General features: G+C 48.7%; 14 protein-coding genes. 3 read left to right on the top strand and 11 right to left on the bottom strand.

The genetic code is table 11. From position 1 onward, the window contains the following. Positions 1 to 28 precede the first annotated feature (28 nt). The 9 genes from MHI45_RS24145 to MHI45_RS24105 form a co-directional block, all read right to left on the bottom strand. On the bottom strand, positions 29 to 802 hold the full coding sequence (locus tag MHI45_RS24145; protein WP_038586496.1) for a WecB/TagA/CpsF family glycosyltransferase: 774 nt from the start codon (positions 800 to 802) through the stop codon (positions 29 to 31). Continuing rightward, positions 799 to 2,145 (bottom strand): O-antigen ligase family protein, encoded by a 1,347-nt coding sequence (locus tag MHI45_RS24140; RefSeq protein ID WP_340894602.1) that lies wholly within the window; start codon positions 2,143 to 2,145, stop codon positions 799 to 801. The genes MHI45_RS24145 and MHI45_RS24140 overlap by 4 nt, the downstream gene beginning before the upstream one ends. A 9-nt stretch (positions 2,146 to 2,154) precedes the next feature. Beyond that, positions 2,155 to 3,096: a glycosyltransferase gene (locus MHI45_RS24135; protein ID WP_340894603.1), complete on the bottom strand. Its 942-nt coding sequence runs from the start codon at positions 3,094 to 3,096 to the stop codon at positions 2,155 to 2,157. 19 nt (positions 3,097 to 3,115) lie between these two features. Further along, positions 3,116 to 3,808 (bottom strand): sugar transferase, encoded by a 693-nt coding sequence (locus tag MHI45_RS24130; protein ID WP_076109995.1) that lies wholly within the window; start codon positions 3,806 to 3,808, stop codon positions 3,116 to 3,118. Between the two features lie 42 nt (positions 3,809 to 3,850). Further along, positions 3,851 to 4,738 (bottom strand): UTP--glucose-1-phosphate uridylyltransferase GalU, encoded by an 888-nt coding sequence (gene galU, locus MHI45_RS24125; protein ID WP_038586488.1) that lies wholly within the window; start codon positions 4,736 to 4,738, stop codon positions 3,851 to 3,853. A 29-nt stretch (positions 4,739 to 4,767) separates the two neighbouring features. Continuing rightward, positions 4,768 to 5,409: a CpsD/CapB family tyrosine-protein kinase gene (locus MHI45_RS24120; protein WP_340894606.1), complete on the bottom strand. Its 642-nt coding sequence runs from the start codon at positions 5,407 to 5,409 to the stop codon at positions 4,768 to 4,770. Then, on the bottom strand, positions 5,393 to 6,133 hold the full coding sequence (locus MHI45_RS24115; RefSeq protein ID WP_076109997.1) for a YveK family protein: 741 nt from the start codon (positions 6,131 to 6,133) through the stop codon (positions 5,393 to 5,395). Before MHI45_RS24115 ends, MHI45_RS24120 begins: the two co-directional genes overlap by 17 nt. Before the next feature lie 409 nt (positions 6,134 to 6,542). Next, positions 6,543 to 7,178, bottom strand: coding sequence for a response regulator (locus MHI45_RS24110; protein ID WP_038586479.1), 636 nt, complete (start codon positions 7,176 to 7,178; stop codon positions 6,543 to 6,545). A gap of 23 nt (positions 7,179 to 7,201) precedes the next feature. Continuing rightward, positions 7,202 to 8,626: a sensor histidine kinase gene (locus MHI45_RS24105; protein ID WP_341119539.1), complete on the bottom strand. Its 1,425-nt coding sequence runs from the start codon at positions 8,624 to 8,626 to the stop codon at positions 7,202 to 7,204. A 1,095-nt stretch (positions 8,627 to 9,721) separates the two neighbouring features. On the opposite strand from MHI45_RS24105, the gene MHI45_RS24100 reads away from it, so the two are divergent. Beyond that, the gene (locus tag MHI45_RS24100; protein WP_340894609.1) at positions 9,722 to 11,653 is read left to right on the top strand and encodes a glycoside hydrolase family 20 zincin-like fold domain-containing protein; all 1,932 of its coding nucleotides are present in this window, start codon (positions 9,722 to 9,724) and stop codon (positions 11,651 to 11,653) included. Positions 11,654 to 11,733: 80 nt separating this feature from the next. Here the strand turns inward: MHI45_RS24100 and MHI45_RS24095 are convergent, their stop codons facing one another. Continuing rightward, entirely contained in the window at positions 11,734 to 12,813 is a 1,080-nt protein-coding gene (locus tag MHI45_RS24095; RefSeq protein ID WP_340894610.1) for a Gfo/Idh/MocA family protein, read from the bottom strand. Between the two features lie 169 nt (positions 12,814 to 12,982). On the opposite strand from MHI45_RS24095, the gene MHI45_RS24090 reads away from it, so the two are divergent. Beyond that, positions 12,983 to 13,918 (top strand): hypothetical protein, encoded by a 936-nt coding sequence (locus MHI45_RS24090; RefSeq protein ID WP_340894611.1) that lies wholly within the window; start codon positions 12,983 to 12,985, stop codon positions 13,916 to 13,918. A gap of 104 nt (positions 13,919 to 14,022) precedes the next feature. Then, entirely contained in the window at positions 14,023 to 14,265 is a 243-nt protein-coding gene (locus MHI45_RS24085; protein ID WP_038598665.1) for an NHLP leader peptide family RiPP precursor, read from the top strand. 18 nt (positions 14,266 to 14,283) lie between these two features. Here the strand turns inward: MHI45_RS24085 and MHI45_RS24080 are convergent, their stop codons facing one another. Then, a complete protein-coding gene (locus MHI45_RS24080) occupies positions 14,284 to 16,146 on the bottom strand; it encodes a HAMP domain-containing sensor histidine kinase (RefSeq protein WP_340899607.1) in 1,863 nt (620 codons plus the stop codon). Positions 16,147 to 16,148 lie beyond the last annotated feature (2 nt).

The raw sequence follows: 16,148 nt of genomic DNA, 5'->3' as shown, positions 1-16,148 counted from the left end.
GCCCTACGGCCATCCAAAATTCGTATATTTACTCAAATCTTCCGCCCTTGATCTTATCCCGCTTGCGCAGCTCTTTAAGCAGCAGGACCAGGAACTGGGCATCATCGACAAGATATCTTTTCCACAAGCGCCCCGGTTCCTGGCTCAGACGCCAGAACCATTCAAGCCCTGTTTTCTGCATAAAGTCCGGCGCCCGTTTGACGGAGCCAGAGAGGAAATCAAAAGTCGCTCCCACGCCGATGGAAATCGGCGCCCGGTATGAGGTGTAATGCCGGTAGATCCATTTTTCCTGCTTCGGTGCGCCCACACCGACGAATACAATATCCGGCTGGGTTTCGGTCAGCATTTGGATAATACGCTGATTCTCTTCCTCGTTGTGCTCAAAACCGTAGGAGGGAGAATAACAGCCGACAATGTTCATGCCGGGATAAGCCGCCTTTAAATTCTTTGTCGCCCGCTCAGGCACACCTTCCGCCGAGCCCAGAAAGAACAGCCGGTACTTTCTTTGCTCGAAGGCGTCACCCAGGCGGCTGAAGAGATCTGATCCGGATACCTTCTGCTTCAGCGGCTTGCCCAGCATCTTCGAAGCCCAGATCAGCGGCATTCCATCCGCCACTACGGCACCTGCTTCGGAATACACCGCCCTAAACTCTTTGTCCTTGCGAAGCTTGATTACATGATCGACATTGCAGGTCAGGATGTAGGATTGATTCCTTTCCTTAATGGTCTTGTCGATGTATTCAAGCAGATCCATGAAATCGTAGTTATCGAAATTGACATCGAACATATTCACTTGGTTCATCGTATCACTTCTTTTTGTGGGGAATCGGTTGGCTGTGAAGATCGATACAGGCAGTTCAGGTACCAACAGAACGGAATAATGGATTGGACCGTCGACAGCGTGTTGTCGGAAAAAGAATAAATTAGGAACGCTGCAATAAAGAGCAGATAGTAAGGTTTGACCGGCGGTGCCAAAGCTCTGTAAACCAGAAGAAACACAGCCAATAAGGAAAGCAACAGCAGGATGGCGCCGATATATCCTCCATCGAAATAAAACCGGATGTACTCGTTGTGCGGAACCACAAAGCCTTTGTACAGCGACCCGTCATTGGCTACAGTCACTGCACCGAGTCCTCTGCCCGCAAGGGGCGAATCCTCCGCTTTGTGCAGGAAATATTCCCAGGCCTCCGCCCGTCCCGACAAATCAACACCCGTTTCGGTCGTCCGTTCGAAGGAGCGCTTCTTGATGTTGTCCAGCTGCAGATAGACAGCCGAGACAATCAGGAGAAACGAGCACAGCAGCGGAATCAGATATTGCGTTCTCCCCTTTAAGTACTGACGGGAAATGTCGTAAAAATAGTAGAGAACCATCAAAACCAGGGCTAATATCGGTCCCCGCGTCCCTGTTCCGATCAGAATTAGAAAGTTCAGCGCCAGCATGGTGTAGAAAAACTTGATATGCTGCGGACTCCGTTTCACCTCAATAAATGCGATGCCCACTCCCATAAAAGCCAGCATAGCCAGATGCGCTGGAATGTTCGCCCCCTGTATCCGTATAGCGCCCGTGAACTCGATATCGAGAAATGAATGGATATGAGCCGCCTGCAGCACCACTCCAGCCAGCACGCTGACCAGCGGCAGCAAAGTGATGATGCGGATTTGCTTCTCAGCCACTTCTTTCTTCCAGTTGATCAGGAGAAACACGAAGGGAAGCGACAGACCGATAAAGGCTTTTATGGCAATGGATGAGCTCATCTCCGGCAGCCAGATCGAGAAGCCAAAGGTGATGAACACCAGTGCCACCATGGCCCAGAGCGGAGGACTGAGACGGAACTTCAGGCCATTGACCAGAATGCAAGGCACCAGAAGCATCAGGATAACCAGCTTATAGAGGGAAAGAATTTCAATCCCGAACATGATGCCGTTATACAAGAAGTTAATGGAGATCGCCGTCGTCAACAGAACGAAATAACTGATCAGTTCAGGACGAGAGAGAGAGACAACCAGCAATATAATCAGGAGTACGGCAGCTACCGCAATTGCCGGCTGGTAAATGACCGCTGTTCCGAGGAACAGGGCAGACACCAGGTAGAGCATTCCGTATGGCAAAGCGTTGATTTTTGAGCCCCACCCAAAATTAGTCATTGTCTTCCCTCACCCCGCTGCAGATTGCCTCTTCCGGTTCCAAATCATATGAAGAGTTCCCCGAATGCTCTCCAGCCGGCATCTGTTCAGAAGCTTTCTTCCCTTGCTTCTGGAGAGGATCGAATCCGCCATGATATAGACTACTTTGGCGGCCGTCTTGACCAGCAGGATCAGATTGCCCTTCACACCTTCGCTTTTCATAGCGTTGGATATGCCTTGACTGTAATATCTTTTCATAATCCAATCTTCAGTCAGACGGCCTGCCGGTACGAAATGATCGACCGCCATCTGAGGATGATAGAGAATGGAATGTCCTTCTCCCTGTATTTGACCGAATAACCAGGTCTCTTCACCGGAGAGAAGTGAATCTCCCTTTCTTCCGAGCTCCAGAGGAAACAGGCTGATGTCAAATACAAGCTTACGCATAGCCATGTTGGCTCCGCAGGGATGCAGCCGTTTCGGATATTCCCTCACCCGGTCACCCAGATCTACAATCGTGTAAGGCAGTTCAAACGGCTTAATAAGCCATTCAGGCCGCTTACTTTCAAAGATCGGAGCGATTTTCCCGCCCATGGCCATTACTTCCGGATGTTGTTCAAAACTGTCAACAATCGTTGTTATCCAGGTTCGGCAAGGAATCGCATCATCATCAAGAAAGGCGATGATTGGCGACTTGGAAGCCAGAATCCCCGTATTTCGGGCTGCCGACAACCCCTGTACCGGTTCCAGAAGATAACGGATATCCATCTCTGCTCCTTCCGTCTCCATAAAGCGTTTGGTGACGGACGCCGTATCATCCTTGGAGTGGTTATCCACCACGATAATCTCTGCCTGATGCAGATTCTCCAATGACAGCAGCGATTGAAGGGTCTTGACTAGCAAAACCGATCGGTTATAGGTACAGATAATGATGGAAATCTTAGGTACCTCTCCGTATTCAAGCATCGGCATTCACCCAATTTCCATATTTTTAATAAGCATTTTTGGATCCGAGCAGCATCAGGGCGGTTTTCGCAATGATTTTGAGATCCAGCTTCGTGCTCCGGATCTGGATGTAGGTTAAATCCAGCTGCACCATCTCGTCGAAGCCGACGCTGTTTCTGGCGTTTACCTGCCAATAACCTGTGCAGCCAGGTGTAACTATGAGCCGCTGCTTGTCGTATTCCGAATACTGCGCCACCTCTTCAACGAGCGGAGGACGGGGGCCAACCAGACTCATATGGCCCATCAGCACGTTCCAGAGCTGAGGCAGTTCATCAATGCTCGTCTTGCGCAGAAATCTTCCCGTCCGTGTAATCCGGGGATCATTCTTGATTTTGAACATTGCGCCGCTCACTTCGTTATAAGCCATCAGATTCGCCTTCAGCTCTTCAGCATTAGACACCATAGATCTGAACTTATACATTGGGAACAGCTTCTCTTCTTTGCCTACCCGGGTTTGCCGGAAGAACACTTTGCCTTTCGGATCCTCCAGCTTGATCAGGACAGCAACAAGAGTGAATAGCGGCAGCAGTACGAGAAGGCCAAGAGCGGAGAAAAAAATGTCGATAATCCGCTTCATCACCAGATAGGAATCCATACCTTTATTCCCTTCTTTGGCATGCAGCATGTAAAGTTTCGGCAGGACGGCCTCATAGTCTTCCGGCAGTTTTTGCATGCTCATTTCTCCTCATTCCTCCTAAAGGTTTTGTGGTTCTCCTCATTTTTAGCTAAGCGTGGTTTGTCCGGCCTTGCTGAGCCATTCCGACATGGCATCCATTACCGGATAGCGCAAGTCCTCACTCTGCAGGGCAAATTCCAATGTGGTTAAAATATATCCAAGGCGTTCGCCGACATCATATCTCGTACCATCAAAGTTATAGGCATATACCCGTTCGCTTTGATTGAGCTTCTGGATCGCATCCGTGAGCTGAATCTCGCCGCCAGCACCTTTTTCCTGCAGGTCCAGGTATTTGAAGATCTTAGGAGTGAACACATAACGGCCCATTATTGCCAGATTGGAAGGTGCTGTACCCAGGGCCGGCTTCTCGACGAAGTTGTTAACCCGGTAGAGTCTTCCATCCTGCAGATCCGGTTCAATAATCCCGTAACGGTTAGTGAATTCATCCGGAATTTCCTGAACACCAATCACTGAGTTCTGTGTTTCTTCATATTGGTCGATCAGCTGCTTCAGGCAAGGAACCTGTCCGGTTACGATGTCATCACCGAGCATAACGCCAAAGGGCTCGTCTCCGATAAAACGTCTTGCGCACCATACCGCATGGCCCAATCCCTTTGGTTCCTTTTGACGGATATAGTGTATTTCTACTTTAGAGGAACGCTGAACCTCTTTAAGCAGTTCAAGCTTGCCGTCCTCCAGCAGCCGGGATTCCAGTTCGAACGCATTATCGAAATGGTCCTCAATTGCACGTTTGCCTTTACCGGTAACGATAATGATATCCTCGATACCGGAAGCGATGGCTTCCTCTACGATGTATTGAATAGTTGGCTTGTTGATGATCGGCAGCATTTCCTTAGGCATTGCTTTCGTCGCGGGAAGGAAGCGCGTTCCTAGCCCAGCAGCAGGGATAATTACCTTTTTTACCTTTTTCATCGCACTTACCTCCTAAAAGTTTTGTGAGCTCATTTACTATGATTCATGGCAATGCCAAGAATTTTGGTTCCGGTCTGATCCATGAGCGTCTTCAGCTTGCGGAGCGCTTCACGCTTCGATTTGCCGTGCCTTGCCACGATGATGACACCGTCCGTCAGCGGGGCCAGGATTCTTGCATCACTGAACTCCACTGCCTGCGGCGAGTCGAGCAGGATAAGATCGAAGCTTGTTTTCAGCTCTTCCAGCAGAGCTGCCATTTTGTCGTTACCCAGCAGATCCGGCGGACTGACAGCGGTAATACCGGCAGGGATCACGGCCAGATTCGCCAAATTTCCGTAAACTGCGACATCTTTGGTTTCCTCAGTGCCGCCCAGATAAGCGGCAAGCCCATGGCTGCCTTCCACTTCAAACACGGAATGCAGTCCGGGATGTCTCAGGTTGCAATCCACAACGGCAACCCTCTTGCCATCCTGAACGAAAGAAACCGCCAGATTGGCCAGAATGGTCGTCTTGCCTTCTCCGCCTTCCGCTGAAGTGAAGAGCAGCACTTTGCCTGCGTTTCCGCCAAGCAGTCCCAGCTGGCGGATATAGGTGCGCAGCGAGCGGAAGGATTCGGAGATATGCGAGGACGGATTCAAGTCCGTGATCAAACTTTTATTCAGCCGCAACATAAGCGCCCTCCCCTACTCTCGAATTAGCATTTGCTGCTTTACCCAAATCACGTTTGCGGATGGTAGGAATGCTTGCAATGACCGGCAGACCCAGGTCGAATTCGGCTTCCTTCTCACTCCGGAGCGTTCCATTGAGTGTTTCCATCAGCAGGATGATCCCTATTGCAGCCATCAGCGAAACTACAAAACTGATGATGATATTCATGTTGGCACCACCGTTGATCGGTCCGGGAACATCGGTTGGGTCAGCAGGCGTCAGGAATGTTACATTATCAAGCTTCATCAGTGTCGGCAAGCTGCGGATGAACGACTGTGAAACCGCGTTTACTATCCCAGCTGCTTTGCTGTAGCTTTCGTCCTGCACGCTGATATTGATGACCGAGCTTTTCTCTGAAGATTTCACCTGCAGCTTCGACGCCAGCTGGTCTTCCGTCAGATTGAATTCCGGGTGATCCGCTACAACATTCTTCATAATCGTGGGGGATTTCATGATTTCCTTATAGCTCTCGATGAGGTTAAGGCTGAAGTTTAGATTGTTTAGATTGTTGCTCTCGGGTACATTTGCGGTGTTATTGACCAGCAGCTGTCCGGAGGCGGAGTAGACGGGTACGACGAAGTTCTTGCTGACGTAGAAGGTGGTGGCGCAGGAGATTAATACAAACACCATGATTAACCATAACCTTTTCTTTATCAGGTTAATGTAATCCAAAATCGTCTTTTCCACAGTAACCCTCCTTCCGCATTAATTCTGAAAGCAATCATGAAAGTTTCAGATATCTTACTTTTATTCTATCAACCCGTACGACTTGCCACATGGGTCATACCATCACTTTAATCTTCACTTTCGTGTGAGTCCTATTGGCACTTAAGTAGACCACTATGGTATACTTTAGTAGTATGCGCTTGGTAAATTGTAACAACTTATGGAAGGAACCCCTACACCAAGCCACCATATTGCGCTGAAATGTCCAAGAAAAAACGGCCTCACCGTCCTTTTCAAAAGGAAAGCGCAGCCGTTTCCGTGTAAAGTATCCCGGTTCATCTGCAGCTTGGAACCCGGAAGATAATAATTCGCACAAAAAAACACGGACATCTAAGTCCGTGCTCCATTCTTTAAGCCATCATAGCTTATCTTAATCATATGACATTTCATATTTGGTCAGCCCGACTGCATTGGCATACAATGCTGCTTGCGTCCGGTCGGCAACCTGCAGCTTCGCCAAAATTTGGCTCACATGCTTCTTGACCGTAAATTCGCTGATGAACAGGCGCGAGGCGATTTCCCTGTTGCAGGCACCCTGACCCAGCTCAATCAGCACTTCCTTCTCTTTCGGTGTTAATTCATCTGTCGGACTGCTGCCGCTCATCCGCATTTTATCTTCCATTAGGCCGGGGTCATAATACTTTCTGCCCTTATGGACCAGTTGAATCGCAAACAGCAATTCCTCCGGCAGCGCTTCTTTCAGCACATATCCATCAACCAGCACTTCTTCTGCCTTCAGGAAATCCTCCCGGCTTGCCGATGAGGTCAGCAGAATAAACTTGCTGGTCAAACCGTGTGCACGCGCTGCTTTGATTACGTCCAGTCCCGATTCATCGGCAAGCTTCAGATCAATCAGCACAAGATCAGGCTGCGTCTCCTCAATTACAAGAAGAGCTTCTTGGCCATTCGTTGCCTCGCCGGCAAAATGCAAATTGGGCTGCATCGAAATCACAGCTGCCAATCCTCTTCTCACCAAAGGATGATCATCAACAATGACGATTTTCACTAGAACGACCTCCTGCCTAAAATTTATGCATTTTTTAATTCAGCCACACCGACAGGTATCGAAATTAAAATTTTTGTGCCTGCATTCTCACTGCTGGACAATTGAAAATCGCCCCCAAGAGACTGCGCCAGATATTGCATATTCTTCATACCCAGTCCGCCTGTGTTATCCTCAGACTCCGTCAACAGCAGACTCGTATCAAAACCTACTCCATCATCGATTATGGAAAGTCTTATCCATTTTGGCTTAAGTGACAGTTCAACATCCACCCGGCTGGCCGCACCATGACGAATGGCATTGCCGGTCGCTTCAGAGATAATCCGGAAAAGCGCTTTGTGGTAGGGATACGGGAGACTGAAGTCATCGCCCGTGATCTTTAGTTCAATCTCCACATCATTCAGTCTGGACAAGCTCTTCAGATGAGACCTTACCATACCCAGCCAGGTTGGACCACCACTCTTCTTGGAGCTAAGACTGTAGATTGTAATCCTCAGCTCCTTGGCCACCTTGGTCGCCGAATCATGGATGAGCTCTATCTGCTCCTCCAGCTCGGAATCAGACATTTTCGGCCAGGTCTGCTTCAGCGAGTGTGTGGCATAGACGATGCCGAATAAACTCTGTGAGACACTGTCATGCATTTCATCCGCAATCCGGTTCTGCTCATTCGTGATGATCAGCCGGTTCTCGATGACACCCAGCTCATGGCGTTCAAGAATAATTGCACTAAGCTCCGACAGAAACATCAACTGCTGGATATACCACCGGCGGCCTTCAAGGCCTTCCGAGGACTCCAGCTTCACGCCGATCATGCCAACAAAGCGGGTGCTCATTCTCACCGGCATCAGCAAAAAATCTCCGAGCCCCGGCAGGCTCTTGAATACAGGCTCGCGCTGCAATCTCCATTCATGCTCATGCTTCTCCAGCTCCGAGAAAAGAAAACGTTCCTCTTCCTGCTGCCAGCCGGTCTGCCGGCTCTGCGGTGCAGGCTCACCGCTTTTCTTGGCGAACCAGAACAAGGCTCTGTCAAGTTTGGTAAGCTTTACCACATAATCCGTAATAACCTGGCCTATGTTCATGAAGTCATGCTGGCTTGATGTTTCTACGATATGATAGAGCGATTTAATGTGCTCCATGGTTTCATTGGTCCGCGCGTTTGCTTCTTCCCGCTGCCGCTTGATCCTGTTAACCATCTGCATAATTATAACCGTAAGTACCAGTGCTAGAAACAGGTTGCCATTTGCCAATGCAGCTTCAGCTAAAGTTTTTCCGGCAGAATTAAGAAAAACATAACAAAATACAGCGAATATGCCAATATACGCAAGCAGCAAACTCCATCCGAAATAGATGGATAACGAACCCGCAGCGATCAGCACAGGGTTAAGCACGTACAGTCTGAAGGAGCTGTCATATGCACCGGTTAACAGCGTCAGTGCAATAATACCCGCCATTTCTACACTTACAGCTACCATAAGGACACGCGGTTTATTCCGGAACCTCCGGTAATACATAGTGAATAGTTGGGCAAATAAGAACAAAATTATTATTAAAAGGGATTTATTAATTACGGAAGGTCCCGCATGGTCCAGGAGGTACATCAGAGATGTGAGGGACAAAGAAAAGTATCTGTAAAATGCTATCATCCTGTCTTCCGCAGTTGTTTTGATTTTCATCCCACCACCCTATTCTCCATTTTTTGGAAAATTCGAGCTTATTTAAGCTTTGTTAAAAGCATCATACATGAGAAAAATCACAATAACAAGTTTCACTATTTACTGACAGCGTTTTCTTTTCAAATAAATAACAGAATATCATTCATTTTTTTTCGAAGTTTCACTCAGAGATATCCATATTTCCAAAAGATAGCGTATTTACTTTCAAAAATGGGTGGACGGACACGTTAAACAGCCTGTCCGCTGAGGGACAGGCTGTTCGGCTGATATATGAATCAGGTGCATCATTAGGCCAGTCATTCCGCATTATACTCGGCTGCAGCTGGGAAGGATGTATGCAACTCAGTTAGATTACAGATACAAATTTGATAGCGCTGTTCGCCAACGATATGATACCCGGTGGACAGAATGCGTACAGAGCAGTTTTTTTGTACGTCCACCTTATGGAGACTGCGGCAACTGATGCAGTAAAATTCACTCATGGCTTCATCTCCGGCATAACATAGTCTTTAAGAACTATCATAAAAATTACTAATATTATCTAAATAATAGCATTTGATTTTTGTGAGTGTCAATATAAAGCTGCATGATCCGACATTCGTCCGCAACAAAAGAAGAAATATGTCGTCTTATATATAGATACTTAGAATTGCTTAGAAATAAAAAAGATCATTATAAAGCACATAGTTAAACATTACCTTTGCTCCAAAAGTCCCTATACCGTGTCACCTTGCGATCGACGCTTTGTACTGGGTAAGGACTGATTATATAATCCATGACCTTGGACATACTTTGCATTCCTTCCTCTGTTTAGGGGTGATATGGTTGTTAGGAAGATGATCATATTCTACATGAATAAGAGGTGTCCACACTATGCCTGAAATTCGCACTTTACAGCTGCTTCCCCATCCACGGACAATCACGCGCTCAGAAGGCTACTTCCGCCTTCCGGCCAAAGCAAGCATTGTTCTCTCCGGTGAGGCGAACCGTTCCGTTCTCCCTGCAGCCCGTAAGCTTCAGCTTGTCATTTCTCAAGTTCTTCAGCTCAGCCTGCCTTTGTCAGTAGGTACACGTCCGGCCGTTTCCTCCGCATGCAGCTTTAGCTACAACCGCCTGCTGCCTGCAGGCGGTTATGAGCTTGTCATCGAAGAGCATGGAATCTTCATTACTTACAGCTCTCCTGAAGGGGCCTATTATGCAGTGGCAACCCTGAAACAGATTCTGGAACAATCCGGCAGAAACGTGCCCTGTCTGCATATCCGGGATGAACCGGACTTTGCCGCAAGAGGACTGATGATTGATATCAGCCGCAACAAAACGCCCAAACTCGAAACCCTTTACCGGATCGTTGATCTTATGGCCGATCTGAAGCTGAACCAACTGCAGTTATATATAGAAGGTTCTCCTTTTGCCTATGAGTCGTTTCCCCAGGTTTGGGAGCTCGAAACGCCTATAACCGGTGAAGAAATTCTGCTGCTGGATGCTTACTGCCGCGAACGTTATATCGAGCTGGTTCCCAACCAGAACAGCTTCGGCCATATGGAAGGATGGCTGACCCGGCCGGAATTCAACGCACTGGCCGAAAGTCCTGAGGGGTTCATGCTGCCAGACCATATGTATGACAGTGATTTATATCCGGAGGGGCTTTTCATGGAGCCGGGCACCTTCGATACTGAAGACCCTAAAGTACTCGAGCTGCTGGGCACAATGTATGATGACCTTCTTCCTTATTTCACCTCGAATCAGTTCAACGTTGGCTGCGACGAGACTTATGAACTGGGACTTGGCAAAAGCAAAGCCGCGGCAGATGCAGCAGGCAAAGGCACGCTCTACTTGTCATTTCTGCAGAAGATTCATGAGCTCGTTGTGCAGCGGGGCAAAACGATGCAGTTCTGGGGTGATATCATCATCCAGCATCCTGAGCTAATTCCCCAGCTGCCAAAAGACATTATTGCCATGGAATGGGGTTACAGCGCAGACCACCCATTCGAGGCGGACACACTGAAATTCCGCGAAGCGCAAATCCCGTTCTATGTCTGCCCGGGAACCAGCTCCTGGAATTCCCTTACCGGACGCACCGGCAATATGCTCGCCAACTTGCATAACGCCGCTGTACACGGCAAAAACAACCGGGCTATCGGCTACCTCATTACGGACTGGGGTGATTTCGGACATTGGCAGCATCTTCCGGTGAGTTATGCCGGATTTGTCTGCGGCGCTGCGCTGGCCTGGAATGTCGACAACAATCTTAATGCCGATGTTGCAGGGTATCTGAGTACCTCGGTCTTTCACGACCGTTCGGGAAAAATTGGGCAATTGCTGCTCGATCTCGGAAATTACTACAAGCTTGAATCCGGCATTTCCCGCCCCAATGATTCGGAAATGTCCATGCTAATGCGCAGTAATCTGGACAACATGGGGATTGTAAATAAACTTACCGCTGAGCATTTCGATAATTTGGAGCAGTACATCAGCCATATTGAAGATCAGCTTGAAGATCTTACGCTGGAATGCACGGATGCCGAACTTGTCACCCAAGAGCTTAAGAACGGCATTCATTTTGTAAAACATGCCGTGCAGCTTGGCCGCATCAAACAGCTGCTGGCTGCGGGACCTGCCGGAATTGATCCGGCACTGGTGGACCACCAGATCCATGATCTCGACCTCCTGCTGCATCATTACCGGCAATTATGGACCCGGCGCAACCGGCCCGGCGGCTTGGAGAAGAGTGTCGCGAAACTTCTCCGGCTGCGCGGCGAGTATGCACAATTAGCTGCACAACTATCCGGTTCGCAGCCGTTGTAAGCTCATACGATTACATGCCAAAAAGCACGGCAGGCGGAAACATCTCCGCCCAGCCGTGCTTTTGAATTACATCTGCTGCTTCAGCCCTGCTCTGACCACGGCTGGCTATGGGAAGTCACCGTTTCTCCGCTCGCCGCCGCCTGCTCCAGCAGCAGTGCCAAATACTGATCCTGGCATCCTTCGGCCAAACTGTAGAAAGAAGGCCCTCCTTGAACATGTCTCTGCATTCGGACAAGGCTCTCTGCAATGGCAATTTCATCGTCCGTGAGCCTGGCCGGGGCAAATGGATTCCGGTACAGCCATTCGCCGTCTCCCATAATCCCTTTGAGATAAAAGCCCTCCAGGTTTCCCCCATGCCCGGCATCCATCCGCCGCAGCTTGCAGTAGAGCGGCGTATCATAGCTCTGGAGCCAGGACACCTCATCGTTCAACAATTCCCCCCGCTCCCCGCGCACCAAAATCCGGTTGCTGCGGATCCATGAAAAATACTGGTCGCCGGTGAAATCGAACACGCCTAGCCGGGCTCCAAAATCCAGAGTGGCCAGCATCTGCCCCGTCTGAACCATCACCTCGGCAACCGGAGGTCCGCTTCGCTGCGGTCCCTTTATAATAGAAGAACAAAAATTCTGTGCACGAATTATTGGATTCTCGAAGCCGATGCCCAGCAGCTGCCGGATGAGGCTGATTCCGTGATATCTGTGTGCAGCCGATACCTGGGCCTGGCTGATCGTGCCAAGCCTGCCGGAAGCGGCCAGCTTGATTCTTGCCGCATGCATCGGCTGGAACAGATACTGCTCGGCAATCTGGATGACGGCAGAACGGCCCACCCGGTTCCATAGCTCCGTCAGCTGTTCCAGATCGGGCGCCGGCGGCGTCTCCGCAAGCACCGGAATACCCGCTTCCGCCAGCTGGATGATATATGGTTTGCTAACCTCTCGTTTCAGACTAATTACCGCAAAGGAATAAGTACCCGCTGAGATAAACTCTTCAATTGAAGTGTAGACCTTCACTCCCCACTCCCTGCTTAGGACATCGGCTTTCTCCTTATTGCGCACAAACATGGCGCCCACAGCGAATTGTTCCGGCAGCTGTTTGGCAATACGCAGATAGAACTCCGCCCGCCAGCCGCCGCCGGCCAGCCCAAACACAATCTTCTCCATGTCCATCCCCCTTTAGCAATTCCCGATCCGTGGATAAGATGAATTATAGTACTCCATTACTATATCACCCCATAAATTATCATTGAAATCCCAGGTTAGTAGGACTATAATCATGACGGATAACCCCATTTTTTCTAAAAAAAATAAAATATTGACAGGGGAGCAGCCTATGGATTGGCTTCATGAGTACGATGAGGAGCTCCGCGCGGTATTTGGCGATGCCAGTGTCATCATCACAGGATTTCCAGAACCGCTTCGTACACAAGGTTTGGCCTATCTTCATCAGTTTAACGTATTTAAAGCAGGAAGCCACAAAAATTACATATGTTATTTACTCCCGTTCTGGCTGCGCTCAGAATACGGTCTTACGTCAGAGCAAGTGCATCAGATGTCGCTGGGAAACGTCTTAATTATGCTCTATTTCTTCCTGCAGGATGATCTGATGGACAGCAAAGAGCCAACCGCCGCAGAGCAGCTGCCGCTTGCGAACCTGCTGTACGTGGAATTCCTCCATATTTACCGGCCTCTTTTCGCCCCGGACTCCTCGTTCTGGTCCTATTTCAAACGTTATCTTTTTGAATGGGCAGACAGTGTGGCAGGCGAGGCCAGCAGTGACTATTTCCTGAACGACCGTGTCAAAATTGCCCACAAAGCCAGTCCGCTTAAGCTCTGCAGTACAGCCGTCCTGCTACTTTCGGATCATGCTTATCTAATTGCGGATTCGGAAGAGATGCTGCATAAGGTACTGATTACACTGCAGATGCTTGATGATTACGAGGATTGGGAGCAGGATTTGGCGGAGGGCAGCTATAATTGCCTGCTGTCTCTGGCCCGTTGCCAGCTTCAGGAGGGTCAAGGCCCGCTTACAGCGGGGAAGGTCAAAGATTTCATCTTTACGGAAGGCGGGCTGGCGTCCTACGCTGAAACAGCGCTCGCCAACCACTGCAAACTCGCAGAATACCGGCTGAAGGCTCCCCATCTGGTAGCTTTCCACCATGTGCTGGTCCAGAATCTCCAGCATATCGCAGCAGCTATCGAAGCAGAGAAACAGCTTTTGCAGGGAGGAGGACTCAGCTACTGGTTATCCAAAAATAGGAATACATAATAAGCACTGCAACTCTATTATGATCATAGAAATAGCAATAGATTAATATAAAATCCTATGTTATGCTCATGAGGTAAATATAACCATTCAGGGGAAGGGTGATTATTTTGTCAGAAGCAATTCTTAGAAATCAAGTTATTCAGAAAGCATGGGAAGATCCAAGTTTCAAGCAGAAGCTGCTCTCAGACCCAAAAGCAGCCCTCAAAGAAGCACTAGGCATCAATCTTCCCGACCATATTACGCTCAAGACGGTAGAGGAAGGCTCCAATGAGTTCTATCTGGTTATTCCTCCCAGTCCTTCTTCAGGCATACTGAAGACCGACGTTACTACACTCGGTTCTTGGTAGAACATCAGATTTAAGACTTCATAAGGAGTTGGAATCACCCGGAGCTTCTGCCAGCGGCAGAATGATGATGGATTCGGTTCCTGCTCCTTTTTTGCTTATAATGCGGACTTCACCATTCATGGCCTCAATGATGCGGAAAGTGACCATAAGTCCCAGGCCTGTGCCCTTCGACTTGTTCGAGAAATACGGCTCGCCAAGCCGGTTCAATACGCCCGGTTCCATTCCCTCCCCGTTATCCTTCACATGAATATACACCCTGTCCCCTTTGGCATATACCGACATATGGATGGTCCCCTCCTCTCCGAGTGACTCGATGCTATTCTTGATGATATTAATAAAAGCCTGCTTGAATTTGGAGGAGTTGCCCTTCACCCAACAATGTTCCTCCACGTCCAGCACCATCTTGCCCCCGTTCAAATGGCATAGCGGAAGCAAGATGCTCTCGATATGCTTGAATTCATCATGAACATTAAGGATCGAGACCTGCTCGAATTCCGGTTTGGCAAAGGTCAGGAAATCCGTAATGATGTTCGCTGCGCGGTCCAGCTCGCTAAGGGCCATGAACAGAAACCTCTGCTCATCTCCGTTCGATTTCTCCATCAGCAGCTGCAAAAATCCTCGCGTAACCTGAAGCGGATTGCGGACTTCATGTGCTACGGATGCAGCAAGCTCGCTGATAATTTCCATTTTTTCTGAACGCTGCAGTTCATTGTTGAACAGCTCCAGCTCCCGGGAATATTTGACCACCTGCTGATGGTTCAGGGCCAGCCTGCGGCCGAGAATAATAATGAGCGAGAGAATGAACACTACCAGCGCCCATTTCCAGTAGAACAGATCATAATTGCCTTGGCGGATATAATACCATACCAGCTCGGCTACTCCAGTAAAGGCTGCAGTTCCGAAGCCGATGGCAAAAATGATCGCATCCTTATTTCTCTTCAAAGAATAGATAATGACACAGGCAATGAGGAGAATGAATTGAAGGATCATTAGAAATCCGATGATAGTGACTGATATAAAATAGTACAGTTCAACAAAACGGTTATCCGACAGTCCATTGATCACTAGACAAACGATGCAGAATAAAGAATATGCTGTCTGGAATTTGCGGAACTTACGGATGATGCCAAACCTTCCGCCGCCGAATATTTTCTCAAACAGATAGGTCAGCGCAGGCAGAAGCGACAGTAACGCCAAATCCAGAAAGACTATGCTCACCGGACCTAAATAACTGTAAAAGGTATAAATAAACGGGGAATACGTGATCGACAGCACTCCGGTGGAGGCAATGACGATAGATAAAGAGGCCGCTATCGAAAAGTAATCCTTGTTGAGATAAAACGCGCACACAAACAGGACTATCGCCACAAACAAAAAGGCACCGCCCAGAATAACGTCTATAAGCCCGTTTTTGATATAGTCCTTAATCAGAACTCCGTGTTCCCCAATGATCACTTGATCCTTGATCCCGATTCGATCCTTAAGCGTTTCAGTCCATATGTACAGATTCTTCCCGTTGTCCCCACTGCTCAGGGGCACGAGCAGTGAATAATTATCCTTAATATAACTGCGGTCAGCTTCAAAGATGAGGCGATCCTCCACGTACACTTTAACATGCAGTGCATATAACGTATCGATATAGACTGAGGGTGAGACATATTTGAATTCCGGAAGCGCAATTCGTGTCCATATAGAAGAGATACCGTCTGGAAGCTCCGTTGTTTTCCCGCTGGACCCGGCGCTCAGCCACCCTTCTTTATCCGAAACAGGAACCAAATAACCTTTGTCCCCAGCCTTGTTGCCCCATTTGATTTGCCAATTTGTGATTTCTTTAGAAGCATAATGACTTTCCGCTGATACCGTGAGCGAACCGCAGATCATAA

The sequence above is a fragment of the Paenibacillus sp. FSL H3-0321 genome (assembly GCF_038002865.1).
GTDB lineage: Bacteria > Bacillota > Bacilli > Paenibacillales > Paenibacillaceae > Paenibacillus_AQ.
This window is presented reverse-complemented; position numbering and strand designations above follow the sequence as displayed.

What these genes read in the sequence shown, in the direction of transcription:
- galU (WP_038586488.1), bottom strand. Translation starts at nt 4,738, where the DNA reads ATGAAAAAGGTAAAAAAGGTAATTATCCCTGCTGCTGGGCTAGGAACG.
- MHI45_RS24100 (WP_340894609.1), top strand. Translation starts at nt 9,722, where the DNA reads ATGCCTGAAATTCGCACTTTACAGCTGCTTCCCCATCCACGGACAATC.
- MHI45_RS24080 (WP_340899607.1), bottom strand. Translation starts at nt 16,146, where the DNA reads ATGATCTGCGGTTCGCTCACGGTATCAGCGGAAAGTCATTATGCTTCT.
- MHI45_RS24120 (WP_340894606.1), bottom strand. Translation starts at nt 5,409, where the DNA reads ATGTTGCGGCTGAATAAAAGTTTGATCACGGACTTGAATCCGTCCTCG.
- MHI45_RS24130 (WP_076109995.1), bottom strand. Translation starts at nt 3,808, where the DNA reads ATGAGCATGCAAAAACTGCCGGAAGACTATGAGGCCGTCCTGCCGAAA.
- MHI45_RS24135 (WP_340894603.1), bottom strand. Translation starts at nt 3,096, where the DNA reads ATGCCGATGCTTGAATACGGAGAGGTACCTAAGATTTCCATCATTATC.
- MHI45_RS24090 (WP_340894611.1), top strand. Translation starts at nt 12,983, where the DNA reads ATGGATTGGCTTCATGAGTACGATGAGGAGCTCCGCGCGGTATTTGGC.
- MHI45_RS24145 (WP_038586496.1), bottom strand. Translation starts at nt 802, where the DNA reads ATGAACCAAGTGAATATGTTCGATGTCAATTTCGATAACTACGATTTC.
- MHI45_RS24105 (WP_341119539.1), bottom strand. Translation starts at nt 8,626, where the DNA reads ATGGCGGGTATTATTGCACTGACGCTGTTAACCGGTGCATATGACAGC.
- MHI45_RS24140 (WP_340894602.1), bottom strand. Translation starts at nt 2,145, where the DNA reads ATGACTAATTTTGGGTGGGGCTCAAAAATCAACGCTTTGCCATACGGA.
- MHI45_RS24095 (WP_340894610.1), bottom strand. Translation starts at nt 12,813, where the DNA reads ATGGAGAAGATTGTGTTTGGGCTGGCCGGCGGCGGCTGGCGGGCGGAG.